The sequence below is a fragment of the Burkholderia sp. WP9 genome (assembly GCF_900104795.1).
In the GTDB taxonomy this organism is placed as follows: domain Bacteria; phylum Pseudomonadota; class Gammaproteobacteria; order Burkholderiales; family Burkholderiaceae; genus Paraburkholderia.
Genome location: NZ_FNTG01000001.1, coordinates 3357312 through 3381856, shown reverse-complemented (window position 1 = coordinate 3381856; position 24545 = coordinate 3357312). Strand labels below are relative to the sequence as shown.

Sequence of the window (24545 nt, the reverse complement as noted above, 5' to 3'; positions counted from 1 at the left end):
TGCGGCCCGGATTGGGTCTGCATCGGCCCCTGCTCCTGAACTTCACCGACACTTCGCGCCGACAGCTTCTCCGCCGGCGGCGCGTCTTTGTTCAACTGCGTGCGGGCATCAAAGGCGGCCGCCTGTCGAACCAAGGCCGCGCGATTTCCAGTTGTGCGGCCAGACGCAGCAGCGTAGCCTCGCCGCCCTCGCGCGCGGCGAATTGCACGCCGACGGGCAGCCCGCGGGCATTCCAATAGAGCGGTACGGACATCGCCGGCTGACCACTCAGATTGAACAGTTCCGTGCAACCCGCCCAGGTGAATGCCTTGTTCGATGCTTCCGTCAGCACCTTCTTCATTAGCGCTTCGAGCGGCATGGCAGTGACGGCGCGCATTTGCATGCGTTCGGCAACAGTGGGCTGCATCTCGCCGATTTTGATCGGCGACGAGGCCAGCGTGGCGCACAGAATCACGTCATAGCGATTCATCAGGTCGGCGAGCCGTTCGGTGATGCGCCGCTGTTCTTCGAGCGCGGCGGGCAGGCCGCGTTCGCCGAGTTTGCGGCCCACGTGCGCCATCGCCCACGTCGAAATTTCGAATTCGGTGCGCAGAGGCTTGCGGCCGCTGATCCGCTCGGCATTCAGCACGAGGTCTTCCGCGGTCACGGACCAGAGCGTGAGGAATGCATGCCGAACTGCCGCGAAGTCGATGCCGAGCGACACCGGTTCGATGTTATGGCCGAGCGAACTGGCGAGTTGCGCGGCGTCTTCGAGCGAGGCACGCGCGTCGGCGGAAAGGGTGGGCGCCAGCATCGGGTCCGTGACGTAGGCAATGTTCAGCGGCTTGCACGGCTCGCGGCTCGCGCTCAGGAACGTGCCCGGCGCACCGAGCGGTCTGTCGGCATTGCCCGCAATCAGATCGAGCAGCAACGCACTGTCGCGCACGCTGCGCGACACCGCATGATCGACGCCGAGGTCGCCGGCCGCCGCCGCCGCAGTTGCGCGCGGTACGCGTCCGCGAGAAGGTTTGAGGCCGAAAAGTCCGCAGCATGACGCCGGAATGCGGATCGAGCCACCGCCGTCCGAAGCATGCGCGAGCGGCACGATGCCGGCGGCAACCGCAGCCGCCGCGCCACCGCTGGAGCCGCCCGGCGTATGGTCGAGATTCCATGGATTGCGGCACGCGCCGAACAGTTCGGGCTCCGTATAAGGCATCTGGCCGAGTTCGGACGTGCTGGTCTTGGCGAAGATATTGAGGCCGGCGGCTTTCGCGAGCGTGACCACGGGCGCGTCTTGCGCAGGAATGAAATGGCGATAGTGGCGGCTGCCCATCGCCATGCGCAGACCGGCGACCGGCGCGCCGAGATCCTTGATCAGATAGGGCACGCCGGCCAGCGCTAATTGCGCGCTGACGCTGTCCGCAGTGTTTGCGCCGTTCGCCCGGTTTGCATCGTCGCGGGACGCACGCTGACGCGCTGCATCGTAGTCCTTCAGGACAATCGCATTGATCGCGGGATTGACGGCTTCAGTGCGCGAGATCGCAACGTCGAGCAACTCGCGCGCGCTCGCCTCGCGCTTGCGTATCAGTTCGGCGAGGCCGGTGGCGTCATGGGCGAGATAGTCTGAATGCACGACGGATGAGCCCTCGCTATCGAATGTCGGGTCGGCGGGTGGTCCGTGCTCGCGATACGCCATTTTGCTGGAGATCACGTCGCCCGGATTGATCGCTGGACATGGAAGAAGACGGCATGCCGATGGCAAGCCGTCTTTGAGAGAGTAACCGAGTTACGCGCGTGAGTTACTGACGCAAATAAAAGGCGCCGGCAAAAAGGCGCAATTGACGCGCGCGGATGGGCCGCGCGATGAGCGGCACAAACGGGCGCGGCAACGGGAAGTGCGAGTTACAGACGCTCGCCGAGGAAGGTCAGCGTGCGGCCATGCGCCAGCGCGGCGGCGCGCTGGTTGTACGAGGCGCGGTCCGAGCAGTTGAAGCCGTGATCGGCATTCGGATAGATGTTGAATTCGGCGTCCGTGCGGCCGGCGAAGCGTTCCTGGATCTGACCGACAGCCGAGGGCGGGATATGCGCGTCGAGTTCGCCGTAGTGGAATTGCATCGGCACCTTGATCTTCGCGGCTTCTTCCAGCTGATTCTGGATGCCGCCGCCGTAGTAGGCGACCGCTGCGTCGAGCGTGCCTTGCGCCGCGGCCAGATACGCGAGCCGGCCGCCGAAGCAATAGCCGATCGCCGCGACCTTGCCGGTCACTTCCGGCATGGCGCGCAACGCGGCGGCCGCGGCGCCGATATCGGCCACGGCCTGATCGACATTAGTCTTTTGCATCAACTCGATGCCCTTCTCGCGATCAGCGCCTTCATACGTCAATTCCACGCGCGGTTGCACGCGCCAGAATACGTCCGGCGCGAGCGCGACGTAGCCGTCTTGCGCATACTGATCCGCTACCGAACGGATATGGCTGTTCACGCCGAAGATTTCCTGAATGATGATGACGGCCGGTCCCTTGCCGCCTTTGGGCAGCGCCAGGTAGCCGCCAAAACTGTCGTTACCGGCGGGAATATCGATCCATCGGGAAGTGGTGCTCATGTTGCTCTCCATTGACTCGCGCGGCTGTGCGAGGTCGGTCTGAATAAATGCCAGAGGCCTGAATACCTGAAGCGGGGGCGGTCAGTTTGCCATCAAAAGAAACGCGCTGCAGAGCGGGCCTGTGCGGCGGAAATCTCGTAAGGCGATTGAAACGTTCTCGATAATTCATTTCTCCGGCGCGGATCGCCTCGGTACAGTCGAGCGTATCGGCTCGTCCCTGTGGCGAGCGCATCGCCGGAAAAGGAATCCATCATGAGTGAAGTCAATTTTGTGACGCCGTTTGCAGAACGTTTCGGGTTGCGCGTGCCCGTCGTGCAGGCGCCGATGGCGGGCGGTGCGACGACGCCGGCCATGGTCGCCGCGGTGTCGAACGCGGGCGGTCTCGGCTTTCTGGCGGGCGCGGCGCTCTCGCCCGAAAAGATCGCGAGCGAAGTCGCGGCGATCCGCGCGCTGACGGATCGTCCGTTCGGCGTGAATCTGTTCGTGCTCGATCCGGCCACGCCGGACGATGCAACTGTGCGTACCGCGCTCGAAGCGATCGACCCGCTGCGTAAAGAACTCGGTTTGCCGCCGGGTGCGCCGCTCGCACGCTACGCGCCGGACTTCCGCGCACAACTGGAGATGCTGATCGAATTGCGCGTGCCGCTGGCGAGCTTCACGTTCGGACTGCTCTCTGCCGCCGACGTCGCCCGGCTGCATGCCAACGGTCTATATGTAATAGGCACCGCGACGCATGTCGCCGAAGCGGTGGCCTGGCGCGACGTGGGCGCCGATGCGATTGCCGCGCAAGGCGCGGAAGCGGGCGCGCATCGCGGCACGTTTATTGGTGCATTCGAAGACGCGTTGGTCGGCACGATGGCGCTCGTGCCGCAACTCGTCGACGCAACCGACCTGCCGGTGCTCGCCGCCGGCGGCATTATGGATGGACGCGGCATCGTCGCCGCCCTCGCGCTCGGCGCACAAGCCGCGGTGATGGGCACCGCGTTTCTCACCTGTCATGAAAGTGCGATACCGCAGGCATGGAAAACCCGCGTGCGGTCCATGTCCGACACATCGACCTCGGTCACGCGCGCGATCACCGGCCGCCATGCGCGCGGCATACGCAATCCGTTGATGCAGCGGTTGAGCGAGACACCGCAGAAGATCGCGCCGTATCCCGTGCAAAATGCGTTGACGCAGGAACTGCGGCAAACCGCGAGCCGCGCGGAAAACGGCGACTATCTTTCTCTGTGGTCGGGCCAGGGTGCGCCCTTGGGGCGTGCGCGCCGCGAAGGTCTCGGCGCGGCCGAACTGATGAGTCAGCTAGAACGCGAATGGCGCGAAGCAACGGCGCGTATCGCCGCCCTCGAACGCTGATTCAGCATGATTCAGACGTAATCCAGGCGCGCCAGGCATCACCTTCGGCGCGCCTTCTTTTTAGGCAAAAAGCCTATTCGCATGATTAACGGTTTAACGCGCAAAAGCCTTTAGGCCGAGCTGTTAGACGAAAGCCTCACATAGCGGAAACCCGCATGGGCTGGTGCTTTCGAGTCAGTCTTTCCAGCCGGAATCGGCCCCTGTTGGATAAACGCTATTAGTGTTCATCCCACTTCCTCAAAAAAGTCCCACAAATTAATTTGATGGCCTACACTTGCGCGCAAGTACGGTTTGCCGCCTGCCACAAACAGTCCGGTGAGCGTGCTGGCCAAGTGCATGAACGATGCAACCGGCGTGGTCGTCCACGGGACTGAGCGACACGTGTTGGGGAAGCGGGGGCACAGGGCGATTACGTTGTTTTTGGGACCGAAACTGGAGACTTACATGAACATCAAGATTCAAAAGCTGTTGCCGATCAGCGCTGCCGCGATGCTGTTCGCTACGTTGGCAACTTCGGCTGCAGCCGACACGGTCGTCAAGATCGGTCACGTTGCACCGCTGACTGGCGGTATCGCTCACCTGGGTAAAGACAACGAAAACGGCGCGCGCCTGGCAGTTGAAGAAATCAACGCCAAGGGCCTGACGATCGGTGGCCAGAAGGTCACGCTGCAACTGGACGCACAGGACGACGCAGCCGACCCGCGCACGGCAACTCAAGTCGCGCAGAAGCTGGTCGACGACAAGGTCGTCGCAGTGGTTGGCCACTTGAACTCGGGCACGTCGATTCCGGCTTCGAAGATCTATAGCGATGCAGGCATCGTGCAGATCTCGCCGTCGGCAACGAACCCGGCCTACACGCAACAAGGTTTCAAGACGACGTACCGCGTCGTCGCGACCGATGCGCAACAAGGTCCGGCACTGGCTAACTACGCAGCGAAGGGTCTGAAAGTGAAGAGCGTCGCGATCGTCGACGACTCGACCGCTTACGGCCAGGGTCTGGCAAACGAATTCGAAAAGACCGCCAAGTCGCTGGGCCTGAACGTGATGTCGCATGACGCGACGAACGACAAGGCTGTCGACTTCCGCGCGATTCTGACGAAGATCAAGGGCGAAAACCCGGACGCGATCATGTACGGCGGTATGGACGCAACCGGCGGCCCGTTCGCCAAGCAAGCCAAGCAGCTCGGCCTGCGCGCGAAGGTGCTGGCAGGCGACGGCGTGTGTACCGACAAGCTGTCGGACCTGGCTGGCGACGCAACCGACAACATCGTCTGCTCGGAAGCCGGTATGGCGCTCGAGAAGATGGCTGGCGGCTCGGCGTTCCTCGCCAAGTATCAGAAGCGTTTCGGTCAGCCGATCCAGATCTACGCACCGTTCACGTATGACGCTGTGTACATCATCGTCGACGCTATGAAGCGTGCTAACTCGACCGATCCGGCGAAGATCCTGGCAGCAATGCCGAGCACCGACTACAAGGGTGTGATCGGTGAAACCACGTTCGACTCGAAGGGTGACCTTCAGCACGGCGTGATCTCGCTGTACAACTACAAGGCAGGCAAGAAGACGCTGCTCGACGTAGTGAAGATGTAAAAATCGCGTGAGCGAAGGCAGCGTTGGTCTGTCTTCGGTCGCATGATTAAAAAGGCACGCGCGCCGCGAGGTACGCGTGCCTTTTCTTTTGCCGATTTCTTTTGCCGATTCTTTTTGCCGATATTTTTTGTGCAGCCGCACTGTTCGGAGACCATGCCGTGACTACCGTGACCCGCTCTTTCGACGACGCATGGCGCCGCTGGATTGCCGAGAATCTGCTGCTCGACGCACCGCCGTCCGCGCTGCATGGCGTGCTCGTCGGCCACGGTTTCGACGCGGCCGATGCCACACGAGAAATCGAAGCGGCACTTGCGAGTCCTTATTTTCATGGCGCGACGCGCTTGCGCAATCGTTTGCGCAAGCGCGAATGGATATTGTCGGTGTACAGCGAGCTGAATCGCATGCGCACGGCAAGCGGATTGATCGAGCGGCGCGAACGTTTATCGCGCGACGCGTTCTTTGAGCAGTACTACTCTCAGAACCGGCCGGTCATCATCACCGGCGCATTCGATTTCTGGCCCGCACGTTCGCGGTGGAATTGGGACTACTTCCGTGAGCGCTGCGGCGATTGCGAAGTGGAAGTGCAGTTCGGCCGCGAATCGGATGCGAATTACGAAATCAATCAGCCCATGCTCAAGCGCATGATGCGCTTTGCCGATTATGTCGATCTCGTCGAGCAGAGCGGGCCGACCAACGATTTCTATATGACCGCCAATAACACCTCGCACAATCGCGCGGCGCTTGCGGCGTTATGGTCCGATGTGCCGCCAATCGACGAGTATCTCGACGCCGTTTCGCCCGATACCGGCTTCTTCTGGATGGGACCGGCAGGAACCAGGACACCGTTTCACCATGATCTGACCAACAACTTCATGGCGCAGGTGATTGGCCGTAAGCGGATCAAACTCGTGCCGCTATCCGACACGCCGCATATGGCGAACCATCTGCATTGCTATTCGCAAGTGGACGGCGGCGCGATCGACTACGACAGTTTCCCGTCGATGCGGCAAGCGCAGTTGCTCGAATGCACGCTCGCGCCGGGCGAATTGCTGTTTCTGCCGATTGGCTGGTGGCATTACGTGGAAGGACTCGACGCGTCGGTGACGATGACGTTCACCAACTTTCTCCGGAGTAACGACTTCTCGCGTCACTACGATACGTATCACGAACTGTGACTTGTGGGTAATAGCGGGCCGCTGTCTGAAACGGCGCGGTCGGCGGGTGATGCGGGTGGCGAGAAGCGCGGATAAAAAACAGCGAGCCGGTTACCCGGCTCGCCGCCCCCCTTCGACGCTTGTTTTTTTGCGCCGTTATTTGCTGTCGTTATCTTTGTTCGTCACTTCCTGGTCGTCGTCAGCGCGCCGAGGCCGCCGAGCAAACCGCCGCCCGTCGTGCCGCCGGCGGACGTCGTCGCGCCGCTCAAGGCACCGGTGACCGTGGTCAACAAACCGGTGATCGGTGCAAGCGGGTTGGCCGTGCCGCTGCTACCCGACCCCGTGGCCGAGCCTAGCGCGCCGGTCAGCGACGACACGGCCGAGGTCACCGGCGCGAGCGGATTGCTGCCGCTGTTCGTCGCGCCACTCAATGCCCCGGTGACCGAACTCACGACGCCGGTGAGCGGCGCAAGCGGACTGCCGGAGCCCGTGCCGCTGAGGCTGCCGGTCAAGGTGCTGACCACATTGGTCAACGGCGCGAGCGGGCCGCCGGTGCCGCTGCCGCCCGTCAGGCCGCCGCTCAACGTGCCGGGCAGCGCGGTGAGGATGCTGGTCAGCGGTGCGAGCGGCGAGCCCGTGCCGCCGCCGCTGCCCGGATTCAGAATGCCGGTGATGCCGCCGAGCGGATTGCCGCTGCCGGCGGCACCCGCTGTGAGCAGGCCGCCGGCGGACGTAACCGTATCGCCGAGCTTGGTCACGACGTTGCCGAGGTTCTGGCCGATCGGATTGCCGGTCGCGCTGCTGAGCTTGCCGCCGGCGCTGTCGAGTCCATGACCGATCGTCGAGAGCAGGCCGTTCAGCGGTGAACCGAGGCCGGTCGTGTCGCCGACGGTTTGGGTCGTCTGCGCGAGCGTGCTCGTGATCGGCGTGATCGCGGTGGAGACCGTTTGAGTGACTTGCTGGATCGGGCCGTTCGTCAGTTGCGAGCCGAGTTGGGTGCCGAGGCCAGTGACCGCGTTGCCGAGCGTCGAGACCGTACTGCCGAGCGGCGTGGTCAATGGGCTCAGCGGTGCGGTGGGGCCGCTGCCGAGGCTGGTCACGAGCTGGCCGGCGCTGTTGACGGCCTGGCCTGCGTTTTGGACCAGATTGCTACTGCTGGCGAGCGTCGTGCCGAGTGGATCGGTGGAGTTGCCAAGCTGGCCGAGGCCGCTCGCCACGCCGGTGCCGACGGCCGTCACGCCGTTGCCGAGATTCGACACGACGTTGCCGAGCGCCGTGGTGGTCGCCGGATTCGCGCCTGGAATCGGCGTGAGTCCGATCTGGCTGCCGACAGCGGAGACGGTCTGGCCGGCGGCGGTGACCACGTTGCCGGTGTTTTGCACGACTACGCCGATGGGGTTGGCGCTGGTCGGCGTCGGCGTTGGTGTGGGCGTTGGCGTTGGCGTGGGTGTAGGTGTCGGCGTTGGTGTGGGCGTCGGCGTCGGCGTAGGCGTAGGCGTAGGTGTAGGTGTAGGTGTAGGTGTAGGTGTAGGCGTCCCACCACCCGAGCCAGAACCGCCACCCGATCCGCTTCCCGCGCCACCCGCCACGCTCGGCCTGTTCAACGTGCTTCCGCATCCCGTCAGGATGATCATCGACGTGACGCACATGGCGATCGCCGTCAGCTTGAATTTGCGATTCATGGTCTGCTCCCCCGTAGTTTTGGACACTGCCTGGGGAGCTAACTGCAAGGCCTATGCCATTTTTGTTCGCACGATGGATTCGCCAAGTAAACGTATATGAATCAACGTGTTGGCGGCGCGCGCGCCACGACGGGAGTACGTTCGTTCAATCGACGTGTCCCGGAACACAGCCGTGTTCGAGCCACGCGTAACGTAACGTAAGGACGCACTCGCTTCGTATGGCGTCGTACGCGCAGACGCGGCAACGGCGTGCCTTCGCGTCAGATCTTCAAACGGCGCAGCACCTTCGGGCCCGCGACTGCGATCGCGGCGGAACAGATGGCGACCACTGAGAGGCCGATCGGCAAACTGCTCACCTGGGTCACTGCGCCGATGATCACCGGACCGAGCAGCAGCCCGAAGTACGCGAGTCCGGCAACATGCGCCAGTCCCTCCGCCGCATGAATGCCTTTTACGCTGGCAGCCGCAGCGAACAACACAGGCATCATGTTCGCCAGGCCGAGACCCATCAGCGTGAAACCGATCAGCGCCGCCACCGCATTCGGCAGCAACAGCGCGCCGACCATCCCGACGCAGGCGAGCGTCGCGCTCGCCATCACCAGTTGCGGAGCGCCGAAGCGGGCGCGCACCGCGTCGCCGGCAAATCGCGCGGCCGCCATGCCGCCCGAAAACGCCGCGTAGGCCGCGCTCGCAAGCGCCGGCGTGGCCAGCACCACATCGCGCATATAGACGGTGGCCCAGTCGTACATCGCGCCTTCGGCGATCAGCGCGACCAACGCCATCGCGCCGAGCGCCCACAATGCCGGCGAGCGCCAGCGGTTGGCGCGCGGCGTGGCGGAATCGGGATGGTCGGCGTGCGGCACGTGCGGCAGCACGGAAGGACAGGCGGCAATCAGAACGAATGCGCTGACCGCGGCGGCTAGCGCCAGATGTACCGCGGGCGCCATGCCGCGCGACAGCAACGCGCCGCCTACCGCCGCACCGGCCATCCCGCCGACGCTGAACATGCCGTGCAACGACGACATGATTGGCTTGCCGAGCGCTTTTTCGACGGCGCTGGCTTCGGCGTTCATCGCGACATCGAGTGTGGCCATGCCCGCGCCGAAGGTGGCCAGCACGACCAGCAGCAGCCAGTAGGTCGGCACGACCAGAATCAGCGCCGCGCACACGGCCATCACGAGGCCGCCGGTGAGGCAGGCGCGGCGCGTGCCGACGCGCGCAATCCAGGAAGCATTGGCCGCCATCGCGCCGATCGAGCCGCCGGCGACGGCCAGCAGCGCGAACGAGAGCATCGCCGCGTTCAGATGGAAACGGTCGCGCACCGTCGGCACATGGACCCCCCAGGACGCGTACATCATGCCGGCGATGAAGAACACCGCCATCGTGGCGATACGGGCGCGCTGCCGTGCGGTATCGGACAGGTCGCGGTGAGCGGCGGGGAGGGCGGTGACTTCGGGAGAGCGGTCTGACACGGAAATCTCGAGGAGGGAACGCGGAAGAAAGCGCGTTGAAAGCGAAATTCCGATTCTAACGAAGCGGGCTGTTTTATGCTGGAAGGCGGAATCCGCATAGTTGCGATGGTTCGGCAGGGCTCGGCTCGAGTTTGGTTCGTGCTCAACTCGGCCCGGCGCGCTCCATTCGGTTCCGTTTGGGGCGTCGCGGCCTCGGCGCGACAAGCGCCGGATGTGCCGGATGTACCGAATGCGCCGCCCCGGTTTTTTGTGATTCGCCACTGTCCTATCCAGGAACGCACACTTGAACATTCCCGCTCACGCTCCGCTGCATCTGCTGCACACGGCCGCCGTCGGCACGCTCGCCACGCACGCGCGCCAGCCGGAAGGCTTCCCTTATCCGTCAATGCTGCCGTTCGCACCGGACCCGCACCATCGGCCGACGATCCTGGTGAGCCGACTCGCCGAGCACACCCATAACCTGCACGCCGACCCGCGCGCCGGCTTTCTCGCCGTCGACGCACCCGACGGCGACGTACTAAGCGGCCAACGCGTCACGTTGCTGGGCACCTTCGAACCGGTCGACTCGACGCCTGAGGTCGTGCAGCGCTATCTGCGCTACCACCCGGAGGCAGAGCGCTACCTCGTGCTCGGTGATTTTACGTTTTGGACAATGCGGCTCGAAAGGTTGCGTTATATCGGCGGTTTCGGCGCAATGGGGTGGCTGGACGGCGCCGAACTCGATCCATTGCCGCCACTTGCTTTCGATGAAGAGAACACGCTCATCGAACAATCGGCCAGTCACTCTGGACGCGCGAGTGGACTTCAACTGCTCGGCGTCGACCGATATGGCGCGGACCTGAAAATGAACGGCGTGCGTAGCCGTTTTGCTTTCGACGACGCGAAACTCAATTCCGGGAACTTGCGCGCGGCGCTCGAAGATTGCATGCAGCGCTACGCTAATTAGGTTTTTAGCACCGTTTGCGGGAAAACGACCGTGTGTAATAACCGCACGGAACGCGTGCGGCAATATGTTACGACGTTTCATGTGAAAGCTATCATCGCATGAAATGTTGTCGGAAAATGACGATCTTAATTTTCATTTTGTGACAGTTAAATTGATAATTACCGATGCCGCCTGCAGTTTTCAGCAAAATCCGAAATCAGCTATTTGAAAGGGAGTGCGGACATCCGGTGGTGGATGGAAATTTTTTGAAACGAATTCGGATTAATTCAACGCTCGCGCTTTTGTAGTCTTTCTATTTTGTGTTAATCTCGCTATCAAATTCCGAGGCATGATCACCTTCAAAGGGCAAGCTGGCTTAAGACTGGCAGTCATTTATCCAAATCACAAGGGAACCTATGTCTTCCTACAAGGAACTACTCGCTCAGCGCGAGAAGCTCGAAAAGCAGATCGAAGAAGCGAAGTCGCGCGAGTACGCGGAAGTATTGAATGAGATCAAGCAGAAAATGGCCGACTACGGCATTTCTCTGACCGAACTGGGCGGCGGTCGTGCTGCCAAGGGTGCTAAAGCCGCTCGTCCGCGCGCAGGTGTCGCACCGAAGTACCGCGATCCGGATAGCGGCAGCACGTGGTCCGGCCGCGGTAAGCCGCCGCGCTGGATCGCAGGTCTGGATCGCGAGAAGTTTCTCATCGAGAAGTAAATACTTTGGGCAGCGGGTAATGCTTCTGCCCGGTTTTTGCCCGGCTTCTGCCCATCAGTTAAAACGAATAGCTTCAATCAGATGCACCCATCGCGTCTGACTTGCAAGAGAGAACCGCGTACCGTCGAGGGCGCGGTTTTTTTATTGCCGCGACAAAATGCCTTGTGGCTGTCGCATGTACTTCGCGAAACTTGAACGCGAATGCTTTTCGTTTAGATAAGCGGCTGATTTAAAAGGAATTTTTTTGGCGTCTGCCACGCGTCTCCTGATGCGCCGGGTAGAATGCAGGGATTGAACTTCTTCCAGTCCGCTTCTCAGATGCCTGCCGCCGCCGCTGCCCAGTCCGCCGAAAAACATCGCATTGCGCGCAAAAGTACATTTGTCAGTATTGCGCTTAATGCGGTATTGATGACGCTGCAAATCGTCATCGGCGTGTTCGCCCACTCTCAGGCATTGGTCGCCGATGGTGTCCATTCCCTCGCGGATCTGGTTTCCGATTTTGTGGTGTTGATCGCCAATCGGCACAGTGGGGCAAAACCCGACGCGGATCACAATTACGGGCATAGCCGCTATGAAACCGTCGCGTCGTTATTTCTGGGTGCACTTCTGATCGCGGTGGGCGTCGGTATGTTGTGGCGGGCGGGAACGCGCCTCGCCGATCTGCAAAATATCCCCGCGGTGCATATGAGCGCGCTCGCGGTCGCGGTGCTGGTTCTGATTTCCAAAGAGAGTCTGTTTCGCTACATGCTGCGCGAAGCGCAGCGTGCGCGTTCGGCCATGTTGATCGCCAATGCCTGGCATGCGCGTTCCGATGCGGCGTCGTCGCTGGTGGTCGCGATCGGTATTGTCGGCAGCCTCGCCGGCGTGCGCCTGCTCGACCCGATTGCCGCGGCGATCGTCGGCTTCATGGTGGCGCGCATGGGGTGGATGTTCGGTTGGGACGCGTTGCAGGACCTCTCAGACCGCGCGCTCGACGACGCCGCTACCGCGGACATGCGTACGTTGCTGCTCTCGACACCCGGCGTGCGCGACGTGCACGAACTGCGCACGCGCAAGATGGGCGACTTCGCGCTCGTCGACGCGCACATTCTGGTCGACCCGCTGATCTCCGTGTCAGAGGGACACTACATCGCCGAGTCGGCGCGTCTGCGCGTGTTGACGGACAGCCGCGTGCTCGACGCATTGATTCACGTCGATCCCGAAAACGATGCGGTGGCGCACCCGCCAGTCGATTTGCCTACCCGCGAGCGAGTCACCGCGGAAGTGAGCGCGGCGCTGGTGCCTCTCGGCATGAAGGCGGCGGCGGTGAACATCCACTATCTGAGCACGGGCCTCGATGTCGAAGTGGTGTTGTCAGATGTGCCGCGCACGTTGGGCCGCGAATCGCAACGACTGGGGCGGCTTGACCTGGCCGCGCTCAAGGCGCGCCTGGGCGCTCGCAAACTGGACGTATTACAGGAACTGGGCGCCTCGCCGGCCGACACCGCGCCGACAATCCAGGCAAACATTGGCTTGGCCACTGATCATGCGAAAGCGACGGAGCCGCACAGCGCCACCTGATTTTTGCGCCGCGCCACCATGCGGCTTCACGGCGTGCGTCGAATGGTCAACGGCTCACAACGGCAATTGCGTATCGAATTTGATTTCGCGTAGCACGACGCTCGTGCGAACCTGCGCGACGGCCGGAATCTTGAAGATGCGTTCGTGCAGGAAGGTGTCGTACGCCTTGATGTCCGGTGCGACGATCTTGAGAATGTAATCGGACTCGCCGGTCGTGCTGTAGCACTCGGTGACTTCCGGGCAGGTCGCGATTTCGCGCTCGAACTGTTCGACACCGCCTTCGGTGTGGCGCGTGAGGTGAATATGCGCGAGGGCGCAGACGTGCAGCCCGAGCTTTTCCCGATCCAGTAGGGCGGTGTAGCGCTGGATCACGCCCGATTGTTCCATGTCCTTGATGCGCCGCCAGCATGGCGTGCTCGACAGGCCGACCTGGTCGGAAATCTCTTGCACCGAGCGGCGTGCGTCGAGCTGCAGCAGGCGCAGGATTTTTTGAGAGAACGTATCGAGTGTCAACTGCGCCTCCGTTTGCGTCGCCGTATCAACGCATGGTAGAGGGGGCGAAAACGAAACGCAATGTAAAACGGCCTCGACGAGGGAGATTACCTAATTTGCCGGTTCCTCAGTAGTATTTTGTCCTGAGTCGTCCCCATCTTTGCCGGCCGCAAGCGTGATCGCCTGACTTGCGCGCAGATCCTTCAACATGTTGCAGAAAAGCGCGCCTTGTTCGATCGCGTCATCCAGCGCGACGTGCGTATGCGGATGTTCGTCGAACCAGTGCTTCGGAAAGCGCGGCTTGATGTTCTTGCGGTAGGGCAGGCCGGTCATCGCGAAGGCCAGGGTCTTGATGTCGAGCGCCGACCAGGAAAACGGACAGCGGCCGACAAACCGCATCATGTACCAGAACATATAAGTGAAGTCGAAACCAGCCGGCATCGCGACGAACACCGGCTTGCCCGGCAACGCTTCAACCCATTCGACATACGCCGTCAACGCGGCCAGAGGCGTTTGCAAATCCTTGCGGCAGGCTTCCCATGCTTCGGGTTGCGTCTTCCACCATGCTTCCTGAACGGGATGCGGCTTGGCCCCCTCGAGCAGTTCGAGATTCGCGGAGAAGGTGGCGATCAGGCGCTTGTCTTCCGTGTAGGCGGCGGAGGCGAAACTGAGCATGGAATGCGGACCGGGAATCGGGCCGTCCGCTTCGACGTCGGTGCTCACATAGATTTCGCTGCTCATGCCTCGACTCCATCGGCGACATACGGATTGGTGCGGCGTTCGGCGCCGAACGTCGAAGTAGGCCCGTGGCCCGGAACGAAAGTGACGTCGTCGCCGAGCGGCCAGAGTTTTTCGCGGATCGAGCGCACCAGATCCGCGTGGTTGCCGCGCGGAAAATCCGTGCGCCCAATCGAGCCGGCGAACAGCACGTCGCCCACCAGCGCGAGCCGATGCGCGCGGCTGAAGAACACCACATGGCCCGGCGTGTGGCCCGGACAGTGATAGACCTCGAGGATATCGTCGCCGAACTGCACGGTCTCGCCGTTCTGCAACCAGCGGTCCGGTTCGAACGCCTGGGCGGCGGGAAAGCCGAAGCGTGTGCTTTGATCCGGCAGCTTGTCGAGCCAGAAGCGTTCGTCCGGATGCGGGCCTTCGATCGGTACACCGTAGTGCGTGGCCAGCGTCTTTGCGCCCGCGCAGTGATCGATATGGCCGTGCGTCAGGAACACTTTTTCGACCGTCACGTTCTGCCGCGCGACTTCGCCCTGGATGATGTCGAGGTCGCCGCCCGGGTCGACGACCGCCGCGCGTCCGGTTGCCTCACAAACGAGCAGCGAGCTGTTTTGCTGGAACGGCGTGACGGGGATCAAGGTGACTTTCATGGATGACGGCGCCGCTGGAAAAACGTTGATTGTACCGGCGTCTAGCCCGCGCTCACCGAGGGGCTGAAGCCCCGTCCCAGCGGGCTTTCCTCTGCTCATTTTTGCAGCAGACGTGAAAATTCATCAAGGTTTTCAATCCCTTGTCATCCCGAAATTTTGTTTTAGGTATAATGCACCCCATGCATAGGGAACTGTGCATGCCACAAGGCGATGCGTCCCCATCAAAAATGGGCACGCGGATCGCCACTCAAGTATGGGCTGTCGCAATTCCGGGCGGCCATCAGGTATCGATGCATTCGATGCACACGTCTTGCCCAGCCAGGCGCCGCGCGCCTGCTACGGACTTAACTGCCGTGACGCTGGGTGGGGCCTACGCCGCCGTTCCTGCGCGCTGAGTTACGCGCGCAAGAACGTGTTTGCCACGTTCGATGGCGGCATGTGGGGTCTGGTCAGGCTGCCGGGGACAGGTTGCGCCAGACGTGAAAATTAACCGTGCGGTAGCGGCTGAATGAGCCGCATCCGGGCTTTGACGTACTGCGCTCAACTGCGCGGCGCGTTGTCGTCCATTGCCGCCGGAGTCGCAGGCAACACGCTCAACTTTTGCGTGATGCGGCTCGACAATGTGATTGCACGTCTTATGAAAACTCGGTTATCCCGTGGTCTGGGGACTCTTTTTGCCTTTTTTGTGCTGGCGGGTTGCGCCACGCCTCCGGGCGCAGGCAACACGTCGGATAGCGGCGTGCCGCAGAGCACAAAATTGACGCAGGCGGGCTCCTTCGGACCGCAAGCTTTTGGTAGCGCGCCGGCTTCAGACGCGACTGCACAAGGCTCGTCGCTGGCCGATGCAAAGCCTCTTACCGATGAGGGTTCGGGCATTTCGGACTTTCATCAGACCGGCCGCGCTTCGTGGTACGGCCGTGGCTTCCATGGCCGCCGTACCGCCAACGGCGAACGCTACGACATGCACGCGCTGACCGCTGCGCATCGCACGTTGCCGCTCGGCTCCTATGTGCGCGTGACCAATCCGGCCACGTCGCGCTCGGTCGTCGTGCGTATCAATGACCGCGGCCCGTATGCGCGTGGCCGCGTGATCGATCTGTCCATGGCCGCCGCGTCCGTGCTCGACATGCGCCACGCCGGTACGGCGCGCGTGCAGATCGAAGGACTCACGCAGCAGGAAGCGCGTGCTGCTCGTGATGAAATGCTGGCGTCGAACTCGGATTCGACCGCCCAGAAGTGATGTAGCGGCGGCGGGCGCGTTTCAGCCGCGCTCTCCGTATCGCCATGCGGTATGACGGCCGCTCGCATCGTATCCGCAGAGAAGAGGAAGGGCCGCATCGCGCGGCCCTTTTCGTTTGTCCGTCAGCTTTGTTCTTCGTCCTTCTTCAGCGCCAGCGCGCGCGTGTACAGCGTGTTGCGCGACGCTCCGGTGATAGCCGCGGCCACTTTGGCGGCGCTGCTCACCGTCAATTCTTCCAGCAGAATCTCTAATAGCGCGTCGTGATCGTGTTCGCCGGCCGTTTCCGGTTGCGCGCCTTCCACCACCAGCACGAATTCGCCGCGTTGCCGGTTCGGATCGGCAGCAAGCCACGTTGGCCCTTCGGCCAGGGTGCCGCGGTGCAGCGCTTCGTGTAACTTCGTCAATTCCCGTGCGATGAGCAGCTTGCGCTCGCCGCCGAATGCGTCGGCCAGTGCCTGCACGGTTTCGACGATCCGGTGCGGCGCTTCGTAGAACACCATAGCGTGAGGGTGGTTCGCGAGCGGCTGCAGCGTGGCGGCGCGCGCTTTCGCTTTCGGCGGAAGGAAGCCAAGGAACGAGAATGTCGCAACCCAGTCGCCGGCCGCGCTCAACGCGGTCGCGAGGGCGCTGGCGCCGGGTAACGGAATGACGGGAAAGCCCGCTTCACGGACCGCGTCGACAAGTTTTGCGCCGGGGTCCGAGATGCCCGGTGTGCCCGCATCGGACACGTAGGCCACGCGTTCGCCTGCTTGCAGGTGCTCGATCAGCCGCAGTGCAGCGGCCCGTTCGTTGTGCTGATGCACCGCGACGAGCGGCTTCGAGATGCCGTAACGCGCGAGCAGTTGGCCGGTGTTGCGGGTGTCTTCAGCCGCAATGCGGTCCACCAGTCCGAGCACATGCAACGCGCGCAGCGTGACGTCGGCAATGTTGCCGATCGGCGTGGCCACCACATACAGCGCGGCAGTCGGGTACTGCTGCCCTTGCGCGAGTTCGGAGAGAGGAGTCATGAGGCAGAAGACGCAAACAGACGGAACGAGGCCGCCATTGTGCCACGCAGTGCCGCGCGAGCCGGGTGGCAGGGAGACGGTGCACGCGGCGGCGCCGATCGGCGCATCCATCTCGGCGCACAACTTTTCGAGACTCGTCGGGTCCAAACTCGTCGGCGCGGCTTTCGAGGCGCGTGCGCAGGAGTTTTTGCAACGGCAGCGTTTGCGGTTCGTCGAGCGCAATGTGTCGTGCCGCGGCGGCGAGATCGATCTCGTGATGCGCGAGCGTGACGGCGCGCTGGTGTTCGTCGAAGTGCGTGCTCGCGCGCAGCGCCGGTACGGCGGCGCGGCGGCGAGTATCGGCTGGCAGAAGAAGCAGCGCATCGTGCGCGCCGCGCAGCACTATCTGGCGACCCGCGCTTCGCAGTGGCGCGTTCAGCCCGCTTGCCGGTTCGACGTGATCGCGTTCGAAGCCGGCCGGCTCGTGTGGTTGCGCGATGCGTTTCGTGCCGACGAAGTCTGACGCCGTGCGCGGAGAACACGTGCGAGTGCGATAAACTTGCGCTCGCGTGCAGGCCAAGGGACTACGCCGGCAACACACGAAGCGGCGCAATGCGCGATGGTTTTGCATTCATGCACTGCGTTGCCGGCCGGGTTTATCGGAGCGGCACGACTTCGCCATACGACTTCACAACACGGCCGCGCACTGCGGTCCACTCGCGGTAGAAAATAGAGACTCGATGTCAGTCGAACGTATTCAACAACACTTCCGCGACAGCGCGGCAGTCAAACTCGAAGCCCTCGAAACCCTGTCGATGCCGATCGCCGTCGCGATCGACACGATGTTCGCCGCACTTGCCAACGGCAATCGCATTCTTGCGTGCGGCAACGGCGGATCGGCGGCCGACGCGCAACACTTCGCCGCCGAACTGATCGGCCGCTTCGAGCGCGAGCGGCCAGGCTTGCCGGCGATCGCGCTGAGCACCGACACGTCGGTGCTGACAGCCATCGCCAACGACTATTCGTTTGAACAGATTTTCTCGAAGCAGGTCTGGGCGCTCGGCCAGCCGGGCGACGTACTGCTGGCGATCACCACGTCGGGCAATTCCGCCAACGTGCTCGCCGCGATCGAGGCCGCGCACGAGCGCGAAATGATCGTCGTCGCGCTGACCGGCAAGGGCGGCGGACGCATGCAGGAAGTGTTGAGCGACACCGATATCCACGTGTGTGTGCCGTCCGATCGCACCGCGCGTATTCAGGAAGTGCATTTGCTGACCATCCATTGTCTGTGCGACGGCATCGATGCCATGTTGCTGGGCGAAGACTGAGACCGATTCCGAAGGAGAGCTAGTTGATGAGCGTATTCCGCGTCAAGAAGACACTGGTGAGAACCGTGCTGGTGGTTGGGTTCGCGGCGGGGCTGTCCGCAACATTGCAGGGTTGCTTTCTGGCCGTCGCCGGCGCGGCGGGCGGCAGCGCGCTGGTGGCGACCGACCGGCGCACGCTCGGCGCGCAGACCGAAGATCGCGAGTTGCAGGTGAAGGCGCTCTCGCAGATCAGCCAGAACCTGCCCGACAACGCGCACGTCAACGTGGCGGTGTTCAACCGCCGCGTGCTGCTGACGGGCGAAGTTGCCGGGGACGTGTCGAAGCAGCGCGCGGAGACGATTGTGCGTGGCTTGAACAACGTCAGTACGATCGTCAACGAACTGACGATCATGCCGGCGAGTTCGTTCTCGTCGCGCACGAATGACACTTACCTCGAAACGCGTGTGAAGACCGCGCTGATCGCCGAGAAGAACATTTCGGCGAACAACTTCAAGGTGGTCGCCGAGCGTGGCTCGGTGTATCTGATGGGCCTCGTCACCATGGACGAAGGCAATCGTGGGGCGGACGTTGCGAGTCGCGTGCCGGGCGTCGTGCAGGTCGTGAAGGTGTTCCAGTACATTCAGCCGCAGGAAGCGGCGGCGGCAGCCGCGGCGGCGGGGACGGCGCCGGTGGCGGCTTCGCAACCGGACGCGAGTGCGCCGACCGTGGGCGCTATTCCTGATTCGTCGGTGAGTTCGCGGCCGTTGGAGCAGCAGGCGCCCGCGCCGGTCAGCAATTCAAGCTCGGTGCATCCGGGTAATCCGAAGGCGACGACGCCATGATGCGCGGTGTTGCCATTGCCGTGAGCGCGCTGATGCTTGGCGCGCTGACGGGCGTTGCGGCACCGGCTGCTCAAGCGGCGGATGCGCCAAGTGGGCAACGGGTTGCCAACTCCAATGCTTGCATGGGATGTCATGCGGTGGACCGCAAACTGGTCGGTCCGTCGTTCCAGCAGATCGCCGCAAAGTACAGGGGCGATGCGCAAGCGCCGGCGAAGTTGTCGCGCAAGGTGAAGGAGGGCGGCTCCGGCGTGTGGGGCATGATTCCCATGCCCGCGCATCAATCGATGAGCGACGCGGACATCCGCGCGGTGGTGGATTGGGTGCTCGGGGGGGCGCCATCCAGGTGATGTTTTGCTGCCTCGTGCGGCTTGGCAAAACGGAAAATGCCTGTGCTAGAATTGTTTGCACGTTGGGGGGGTAGCTCAGCTGGGAGAGCGTCGCGTTCGCAATGCGAAGGTCGGGAGTTCGATCCTCCTCCTCTCCACCAGGAATATCAAAGGGTTACAGGCGATTTGCCTGTAACCCTTTTGTGTTTCTACGGGTCGTGTAACCGCTGTGTAACCGGATTTGGACCGTCCAGATCCACGTCGATCTACCGCTTTGATGTTCTGCTGCTGGAAAGGTGTCGTTATGGATGTATTCGAAAACAATAGCCACTCAGTACAGCCTGGCCAAAGTGAATTGGATCTACGGGTGGACCGAGCCGGATGGGAAAAGGCTCGGCTCCAGGCATCGGCTGCAAAAAAAGAACGAGAAAAGTTGAGGCAGGAAGAGGCTTTTGCACTCTTGCGGCAGAAAGATACGCCAGCCGAGCGCGTCTATCTAACATTGGTCGATGTCGCTGAACAACTGGGGTATAAGCCGGATGAGTTGCTGGACAAAGGGGTAGCCGGAAAGCTTGACATCTATGCGGCGATCTTGCTCGAAGGGCTGTATGCATGGCCAGTGACCGATTGCGGCATTCCACATACGAGCTTAGTGGGTAGCATTGCCGGTGTTGAGCCAGTGTTCCGCGCGAGACTGCAATATGGCGAGTATGCGCGTCTGCTTCCTGCCGACATCAAGAAGATCAAGATCGAGCAGTCGGTGAAACCCAGTGGCTACATCTGCCCGGAGCTGGCGCTGCGTCACACGGCCGAGTGGCAACAAGAACAGCAGCAAGTAGATCAAGCTACGGCGGTGGCTGATCGAATGAAGCGTCGTGCCAACGGTGTCGCGTGGGTTCTCGCGCATCCCTCGGTAACAGATGCGGAGGCTGTGAGGCTCGAGATGCTGCGAGTGGACAGCGGTGACGTGCAACGATTGTTGGAACAGTCCAGTTCGCCTGACGAAGCACAGAATGTGCACGGTACCAACGAGCTACCGGAACGTCTGCACCTCGCGGACAAGAAGGATGACCCTGTTTCTACGGCTGTCAGAAACCAAATTGCGGAATATCCGTTTCGCGGGGAAATATCCTCTGCCATTGGCAGGGCCGTACACGCAGCCGTTGATCCGGAAAATTTTCACTCGGTGTGGGAGGAGCTGCTTAAACTGGCTGAGGTGAAGCTGGCTCCTCTTCTCGGCGTGAATGAAGAGGGAAAGATTCGATTTAGAAACCGCGAAGGCAAGACGAATGTCTACGAAAAAAGCTCGCTCGAAAAAAGCCTCGGACGCGCAGTGAAGGCGGTCAAATCCTCTCACAAGACCCCATAAGGCACCATAGCAGTCTCTAACTCTGAAGGGCCGACTTTTCACCCGCACACTCCGTTCCGTCATCAACGCAGAGCCATGTGGCTCCGCGCAGATGGTGCGTAGCGACCACGCCTTGGTCGATCCAGAACGGAGTTCATCATGGCTTTCGTAGTTCAAAACACATCGCCATTGGCGCACGGCGTCGACACCAAAATCTTTGCCAGCAACAACCTTGTCAAGCCTCAGACGGTTCGCAAGGGCTACAACATCACTGGCGCATATCTGGGCATCGTACCCACCAAGCTCGCCAATGGCCGCTTGCTCTGGCCTGACGTGATCGTGACCAGCCGCGACGGCGCGATCGCAGCCAACGACACCTCTGTCGGTACGAACGGCAATGAGGGGGCGAAATGATTGATCTGCCGAAATCCCACTTGGTCACCCGTTCGATCATGCCGCTGGAATTGTCAATCCAGGACGGAAAAATAGATGAGACGCGCTTTGGCACCTTCGCGGTGAACACCTTTGTTGACATCAATATCGTCGGACTCTTGGTGCGCTATCCTCAATGGTGGATTCTCGAGAAAATCGGTGCCAACAACCCGAATTTTCATGACACGAAGTTTCCTACCCCTGTTTGGGGGAGTGGAGTGAATGGTCGCTGGATTTTGGCCGACATCATTGAATACATGGAAGCTCGCGTCGAGCGGAATCTGATTGGCGAGCTGAAGGGCACTGAGGTGCCGATGGGTGACGAACCCCGTTTTCGTAAACGCTACGCGTTCGAGGGGGTGTGATGGCTTCTAACTACGAAAGCGCCACTGGTGCGAACAATTCGCCCAGCGTAAGCAAACACGATATTTGCATCCAGCAAGCGGGTATCGATTTCGGCATTGCTCATTGCCTCGATGGCACCACGCATTGGTTTAGGGACGATTACTCCCGAAGCCTGCGCGCGGCAGTCAAGACTACGGCACAGATTTTCAATGGGCGTCGCATGGTATTTAGCGACCATGAGCAGGACGACCTCACCAGCCGCCTGAAGCTGTGCCGGAGTCTTCCAAGTCCGGATCGTGAGGATGTCCCTGTCATCGACGTTCTCTTGCGCACATTGCTACCGAGCCATTTCAGCCAACTCGTGAGCTCGATTGCCGATCGCGGAGAAATGGGCATGTTTAACCGCGAACTGTTCGAACAGGTTTGCCATGAAGGAGCGCGCACCCAGGCCGTCGCGCGCGCAATCCAATGGCAGTGCAAGAGCAGCGCCGATGGGATGCGGGTGAAGCATGCAGTGGAAACGGCATTTTCGAGTGACGAGTCTGTCCTCGCGTACAAGGTTGCGCTCCTGCGCAGGCCATTCGTCCCCGCAGACAAAGCGGCCGCGTATGCGCTGCACGAGCGCGCGAAGGGTAACGAGCTGCTATTCCAGCAGGAAATGTCGGGCGAAAAGGTGCATCGCCAGCCTGACACACTGCACCGGCCCAGCATCGCGTTGATCCAGGAGGACTTGCATGCCCTGCAAAATGGGCTCGATCGTGCGGAATCCATCAAGGCCCGATTTCGAGGTGGTGTTATCACGGTCAATTTCTCGCGCGTTCATGGCCTCTATCTCGGTGCCGTTTTGCTGGCAGATGGCCGCACATCGGCAGACCTCGCCAGCGAGGTGGATCGCCTGTGGGACGAAGTGACCGATGGTGATGGCCATGTTCACCAGCGGCGCGAGCCGCAATGTTCCTGGGCTGGTCTGATCGAGCCTCACGACACCGCCAGAAAAGACGCTCTCCTGCTCGAACTAGAGTGCCGCGCCTTGCGCGAGAAGTACGTCCGCGCTAAGGGTTCTGAAGTGCTGCCGACCTTCACACTCATTCAGCCAGCCTCGGCAGGCGTACAGAGCCAGGAGAATCGCCATGCATAACGACTCCTATACGCCGCCCCCGAAACGCAACGGTCCGATTATTGATCGCGCCAGCGACATTGCGCTGCTGGCAGTCGATTGGATTTGGCGATTCTGGCTTGCAATCGGCAAATTGCACCTGCTGGTCGGCGAGCCGGGTTCCGGCAAAACCACCTTGCTGGCCGATTTGCTCGTGGCGTTCTCCACAGGCGGGTTGCTTCCCGATGGCACTCGCGCGCCCAAAGTGTTTTGCCTGTACTGGACGAGCGAAGACAGCATTCAGGAAACGGTCATGGGTCGCCTCATTGCCGCAGGTGCCGACCTGGAAAATGTCCTGGTTTTGCGGGGCATGGCAGAGCATGGCAAGAAACGATACTTCCGCCCCTCGGACATGCCCGAGCTGGTCAGCGAAATCAAGCGATTGCGCGCCGATGGGATCGATGTTCGCGTCATTGCCATCGATCCGCTGCCATCGGGTTCCGGCAACACGAACAATAACGATGCCGTGCGCAAATATCTCGAACCCCTAATTCTGCTTGCTGAACAGGAGGGCCTCGCTATCATTGGGGTGCGTCATCTGGCGAAAGCGTCGTCGAAGAAGAAGTTGGCCGATCGCATCAATGGCAGCGTTGCCTACCTGGCCGTGTCTCGCGTCGTGCTGTTCGTCAGCAAGATCGCCGGTACAGGAACGTCTCGGGATAATCCCGTTCGTGGTGTGCTGGTTCGTGCCAAGTCAAACCTTGGTCCCACCGATGGCGGGCATGCCTTCACGATCGTCCCTGTCCATCTTGAGGCGGAAAATGGCATCGCTGATGCGACTGCTTTGAAGTGGGATGCGCAAGATTTAGTCGGGGACCCTGAGGCCATTGTCCGTGCTGCCGAGTCCAATGCTGCCGCCGTCGAGGACGAGTTTATTGCTGAATTGGAGTTCGTGGGTGACCTGCTTCGTGGCGGCCCTGTGCAGGCTAACGAGGCAATCAGCAGTGGGCAGGCCCAAGGCTATACCCCCGAGAATTTACGCAAAGCACTCGCGGAACTGGGTGGGAAGTCGATGAAAGAGCCTGGGTACTCGCGTGGCGCATGGTACTGGGTGCTTCCGGGCGCTGATTTCGATAATCTTCACGACCGCTTGCATGATGGCCACAATGAGGATCGTCGTGATCGTTCCGACCGCCATAGGCACGAGCTTCGCTATGAACGTCGTCGCGATGAGTCTGATCACCCGAGAAACCGCTACCAGCGGCGTGGTTCGCGCGATGAGGGCCGCTATGACGACGACATTCCCGAAGTCGAGAAAGGCGGAAAAGTCGAAAAACACGACCAAGACGAAAAGTCGGGGGATTCGACACAGTTTTGGGCGGGAGAACGTAATCTGCCTGACACTGGTGACAGTAATCCCGCGGAATCAGCCCACTTCTGGCAGGACGAGATGAACCTCTCAGACCAGAATTCGACGCGGGGGATGTTCGAGGGCTATATGCGCAAGGGTGAATTCCGCTCATGACTGGGCGCTTCGCTGGGCGTGGCATCAGGAAAACATGAATGAAAATGGCGCGAAGAAATCTGCGCCATTTTCTTTCATCTTCAGTTGCATATCTAGAGGAAGAAAAAACCAGCATAGATAGCGTGATTTCTCGATGCTGCGAAGGTGGTCTGGGGGACAGGCATCGTTCCTTCGTTAATAGCATGG

At 61.5% G+C, this 24545-nt stretch carries 25 protein-coding genes and 1 tRNA gene; 17 read left to right on the top strand and 9 right to left on the bottom strand.

Translation table 11 applies throughout. The features are described from left to right. Positions 1-91: 91 nt before the first annotated feature. Together BLW71_RS15050 and BLW71_RS15045 are read right to left on the bottom strand one after the other, a co-directional pair. Entirely contained in the window at positions 92-1612 is a 1521-nt protein-coding gene (locus BLW71_RS15050; protein WP_091800877.1) for an amidase, read from the bottom strand. Positions 1613-1881: 269 nt separating this feature from the next. Then, the gene (locus BLW71_RS15045; RefSeq protein ID WP_091797144.1) at positions 1882-2580 is read right to left on the bottom strand and encodes a dienelactone hydrolase family protein; all 699 of its coding nucleotides are present in this window, start codon (positions 2578-2580) and stop codon (positions 1882-1884) included. Between the two features lie 252 nt (positions 2581-2832). On the opposite strand from BLW71_RS15045, the gene BLW71_RS15040 reads away from it, so the two are divergent. The 3 genes from BLW71_RS15040 (at position 2833) to BLW71_RS15030 (ending at position 6701) form a co-directional block, all read left to right on the top strand. Next, complete coding sequence (locus tag BLW71_RS15040; RefSeq protein WP_091797142.1) at positions 2833-3936, top strand: NAD(P)H-dependent flavin oxidoreductase; 1104 nt, start codon at positions 2833-2835, stop codon at positions 3934-3936. Positions 3937-4380: 444 nt separating this feature from the next. After that, positions 4381-5526 (top strand): branched-chain amino acid ABC transporter substrate-binding protein, encoded by a 1146-nt coding sequence (locus BLW71_RS15035; RefSeq protein ID WP_091797140.1) that lies wholly within the window; start codon positions 4381-4383, stop codon positions 5524-5526. 158 nt (positions 5527-5684) lie between these two features. After that, the gene (locus BLW71_RS15030; protein ID WP_091800874.1) at positions 5685-6701 is read left to right on the top strand and encodes a cupin-like domain-containing protein; all 1017 of its coding nucleotides are present in this window, start codon (positions 5685-5687) and stop codon (positions 6699-6701) included. 161 nt (positions 6702-6862) lie between these two features. Here the strand turns inward: BLW71_RS15030 and BLW71_RS15025 are convergent, their stop codons facing one another. Both BLW71_RS15025 and BLW71_RS15020 read right to left on the bottom strand, forming a co-directional pair. Further along, positions 6863-8362, bottom strand: coding sequence for a collagen-like triple helix repeat-containing protein (locus BLW71_RS15025; RefSeq protein ID WP_091797137.1), 1500 nt, complete (start codon positions 8360-8362; stop codon positions 6863-6865). Between the two features lie 260 nt (positions 8363-8622). After that, positions 8623-9834 (bottom strand): MFS transporter, encoded by a 1212-nt coding sequence (locus BLW71_RS15020; protein ID WP_091797135.1) that lies wholly within the window; start codon positions 9832-9834, stop codon positions 8623-8625. A gap of 283 nt (positions 9835-10117) precedes the next feature. Here BLW71_RS15020 and BLW71_RS15015 point away from each other — a divergent pair, with 283 nt between their 5' ends. Then, a complete protein-coding gene (locus BLW71_RS15015) occupies positions 10118-10780 on the top strand; it encodes a HugZ family pyridoxamine 5'-phosphate oxidase (protein ID WP_091797132.1) in 663 nt (220 codons plus the stop codon). 395 nt (positions 10781-11175) lie between these two features. Further along, positions 11176-11478 (top strand): H-NS histone family protein, encoded by a 303-nt coding sequence (locus BLW71_RS15010; RefSeq protein WP_091797130.1) that lies wholly within the window; start codon positions 11176-11178, stop codon positions 11476-11478. Between the two features lie 141 nt (positions 11479-11619). On the opposite strand, the gene BLW71_RS42285 is transcribed toward BLW71_RS15010, so the two are convergent. Then, positions 11620-11952: a hypothetical protein gene (locus BLW71_RS42285; RefSeq protein ID WP_286162066.1), complete on the bottom strand. Its 333-nt coding sequence runs from the start codon at positions 11950-11952 to the stop codon at positions 11620-11622. Between BLW71_RS42285 and BLW71_RS15005 the strand changes: the two genes are divergently transcribed. Continuing rightward, the gene (locus BLW71_RS15005; protein ID WP_286162055.1) at positions 11839-13038 is read left to right on the top strand and encodes a cation diffusion facilitator family transporter; all 1200 of its coding nucleotides are present in this window, start codon (positions 11839-11841) and stop codon (positions 13036-13038) included. The two genes, BLW71_RS42285 and BLW71_RS15005, sit on opposite strands and share 114 nt — an antisense overlap. A 54-nt stretch (positions 13039-13092) precedes the next feature. Here BLW71_RS15005 and BLW71_RS15000 read toward each other — a convergent pair whose 3' ends face one another. The 3 genes from BLW71_RS15000 to BLW71_RS14990 form a co-directional block, all read right to left on the bottom strand. Continuing rightward, on the bottom strand, positions 13093-13551 hold the full coding sequence (locus tag BLW71_RS15000) for an Lrp/AsnC family transcriptional regulator (RefSeq protein ID WP_006050474.1): 459 nt from the start codon (positions 13549-13551) through the stop codon (positions 13093-13095). 90 nt (positions 13552-13641) lie between these two features. After that, entirely contained in the window at positions 13642-14271 is a 630-nt protein-coding gene (locus BLW71_RS14995; RefSeq protein ID WP_091797126.1) for a 3'-5' exonuclease family protein, read from the bottom strand. Next, entirely contained in the window at positions 14268-14912 is a 645-nt protein-coding gene (locus BLW71_RS14990) for an MBL fold metallo-hydrolase (protein WP_091797124.1), read from the bottom strand. The genes BLW71_RS14995 and BLW71_RS14990 overlap by 4 nt, the downstream gene beginning before the upstream one ends. A gap of 637 nt (positions 14913-15549) precedes the next feature. On the opposite strand from BLW71_RS14990, the gene BLW71_RS14980 reads away from it, so the two are divergent. Next, entirely contained in the window at positions 15550-16152 is a 603-nt protein-coding gene (locus BLW71_RS14980; protein ID WP_408298617.1) for a septal ring lytic transglycosylase RlpA family protein, read from the top strand. 122 nt (positions 16153-16274) lie between these two features. Here the strand turns inward: BLW71_RS14980 and rsmI are convergent, their stop codons facing one another. Then, entirely contained in the window at positions 16275-17159 is an 885-nt protein-coding gene (gene rsmI / locus BLW71_RS14975) for a 16S rRNA (cytidine(1402)-2'-O)-methyltransferase (protein ID WP_091797120.1), read from the bottom strand. On the opposite strand from rsmI, the gene BLW71_RS14970 reads away from it, so the two are divergent. The 10 genes from BLW71_RS14970 to BLW71_RS14925 all read left to right on the top strand — a co-directional run bounded on the left by BLW71_RS14970 (position 17158) and on the right by BLW71_RS14925 (position 24359). Then, on the top strand, positions 17158-17661 hold the full coding sequence (locus tag BLW71_RS14970) for a YraN family protein (RefSeq protein ID WP_286162003.1): 504 nt from the start codon (positions 17158-17160) through the stop codon (positions 17659-17661). The two genes, rsmI and BLW71_RS14970, sit on opposite strands and share 2 nt — an antisense overlap. 217 nt (positions 17662-17878) lie before the next feature. Further along, positions 17879-18466, top strand: coding sequence for a phosphoheptose isomerase (locus BLW71_RS14965; RefSeq protein WP_091797115.1), 588 nt, complete (start codon positions 17879-17881; stop codon positions 18464-18466). 26 nt (positions 18467-18492) lie between these two features. Then, positions 18493-19287, top strand: coding sequence for a BON domain-containing protein (locus BLW71_RS14960; RefSeq protein ID WP_091797113.1), 795 nt, complete (start codon positions 18493-18495; stop codon positions 19285-19287). Continuing rightward, the gene (locus tag BLW71_RS14955) at positions 19284-19634 is read left to right on the top strand and encodes a c-type cytochrome (protein ID WP_091797111.1); all 351 of its coding nucleotides are present in this window, start codon (positions 19284-19286) and stop codon (positions 19632-19634) included. Before BLW71_RS14960 ends, BLW71_RS14955 begins: the two co-directional genes overlap by 4 nt. Positions 19635-19698: 64 nt before the next feature. After that, a tRNA-Ala gene (locus BLW71_RS14950) sits at positions 19699-19774 on the top strand. A 143-nt stretch (positions 19775-19917) separates the two neighbouring features. Continuing rightward, positions 19918-20982: a hypothetical protein gene (locus tag BLW71_RS14945; protein ID WP_091797109.1), complete on the top strand. Its 1065-nt coding sequence runs from the start codon at positions 19918-19920 to the stop codon at positions 20980-20982. A gap of 138 nt (positions 20983-21120) precedes the next feature. Beyond that, a complete protein-coding gene (locus tag BLW71_RS14940; protein WP_091797107.1) occupies positions 21121-21375 on the top strand; it encodes a hypothetical protein in 255 nt (84 codons plus the stop codon). Continuing rightward, entirely contained in the window at positions 21372-21758 is a 387-nt protein-coding gene (locus BLW71_RS14935; RefSeq protein WP_091797105.1) for a hypothetical protein, read from the top strand. The genes BLW71_RS14940 and BLW71_RS14935 overlap by 4 nt, the downstream gene beginning before the upstream one ends. Then, positions 21758-22876, top strand: coding sequence for a hypothetical protein (locus tag BLW71_RS14930; protein WP_091797103.1), 1119 nt, complete (start codon positions 21758-21760; stop codon positions 22874-22876). Before BLW71_RS14935 ends, BLW71_RS14930 begins: the two co-directional genes overlap by 1 nt. Then, a complete protein-coding gene (locus BLW71_RS14925) occupies positions 22869-24359 on the top strand; it encodes an AAA family ATPase (protein WP_091797101.1) in 1491 nt (496 codons plus the stop codon). Before BLW71_RS14930 ends, BLW71_RS14925 begins: the two co-directional genes overlap by 8 nt. The last annotated feature ends 186 nt before the right edge of the window (positions 24360-24545 follow it).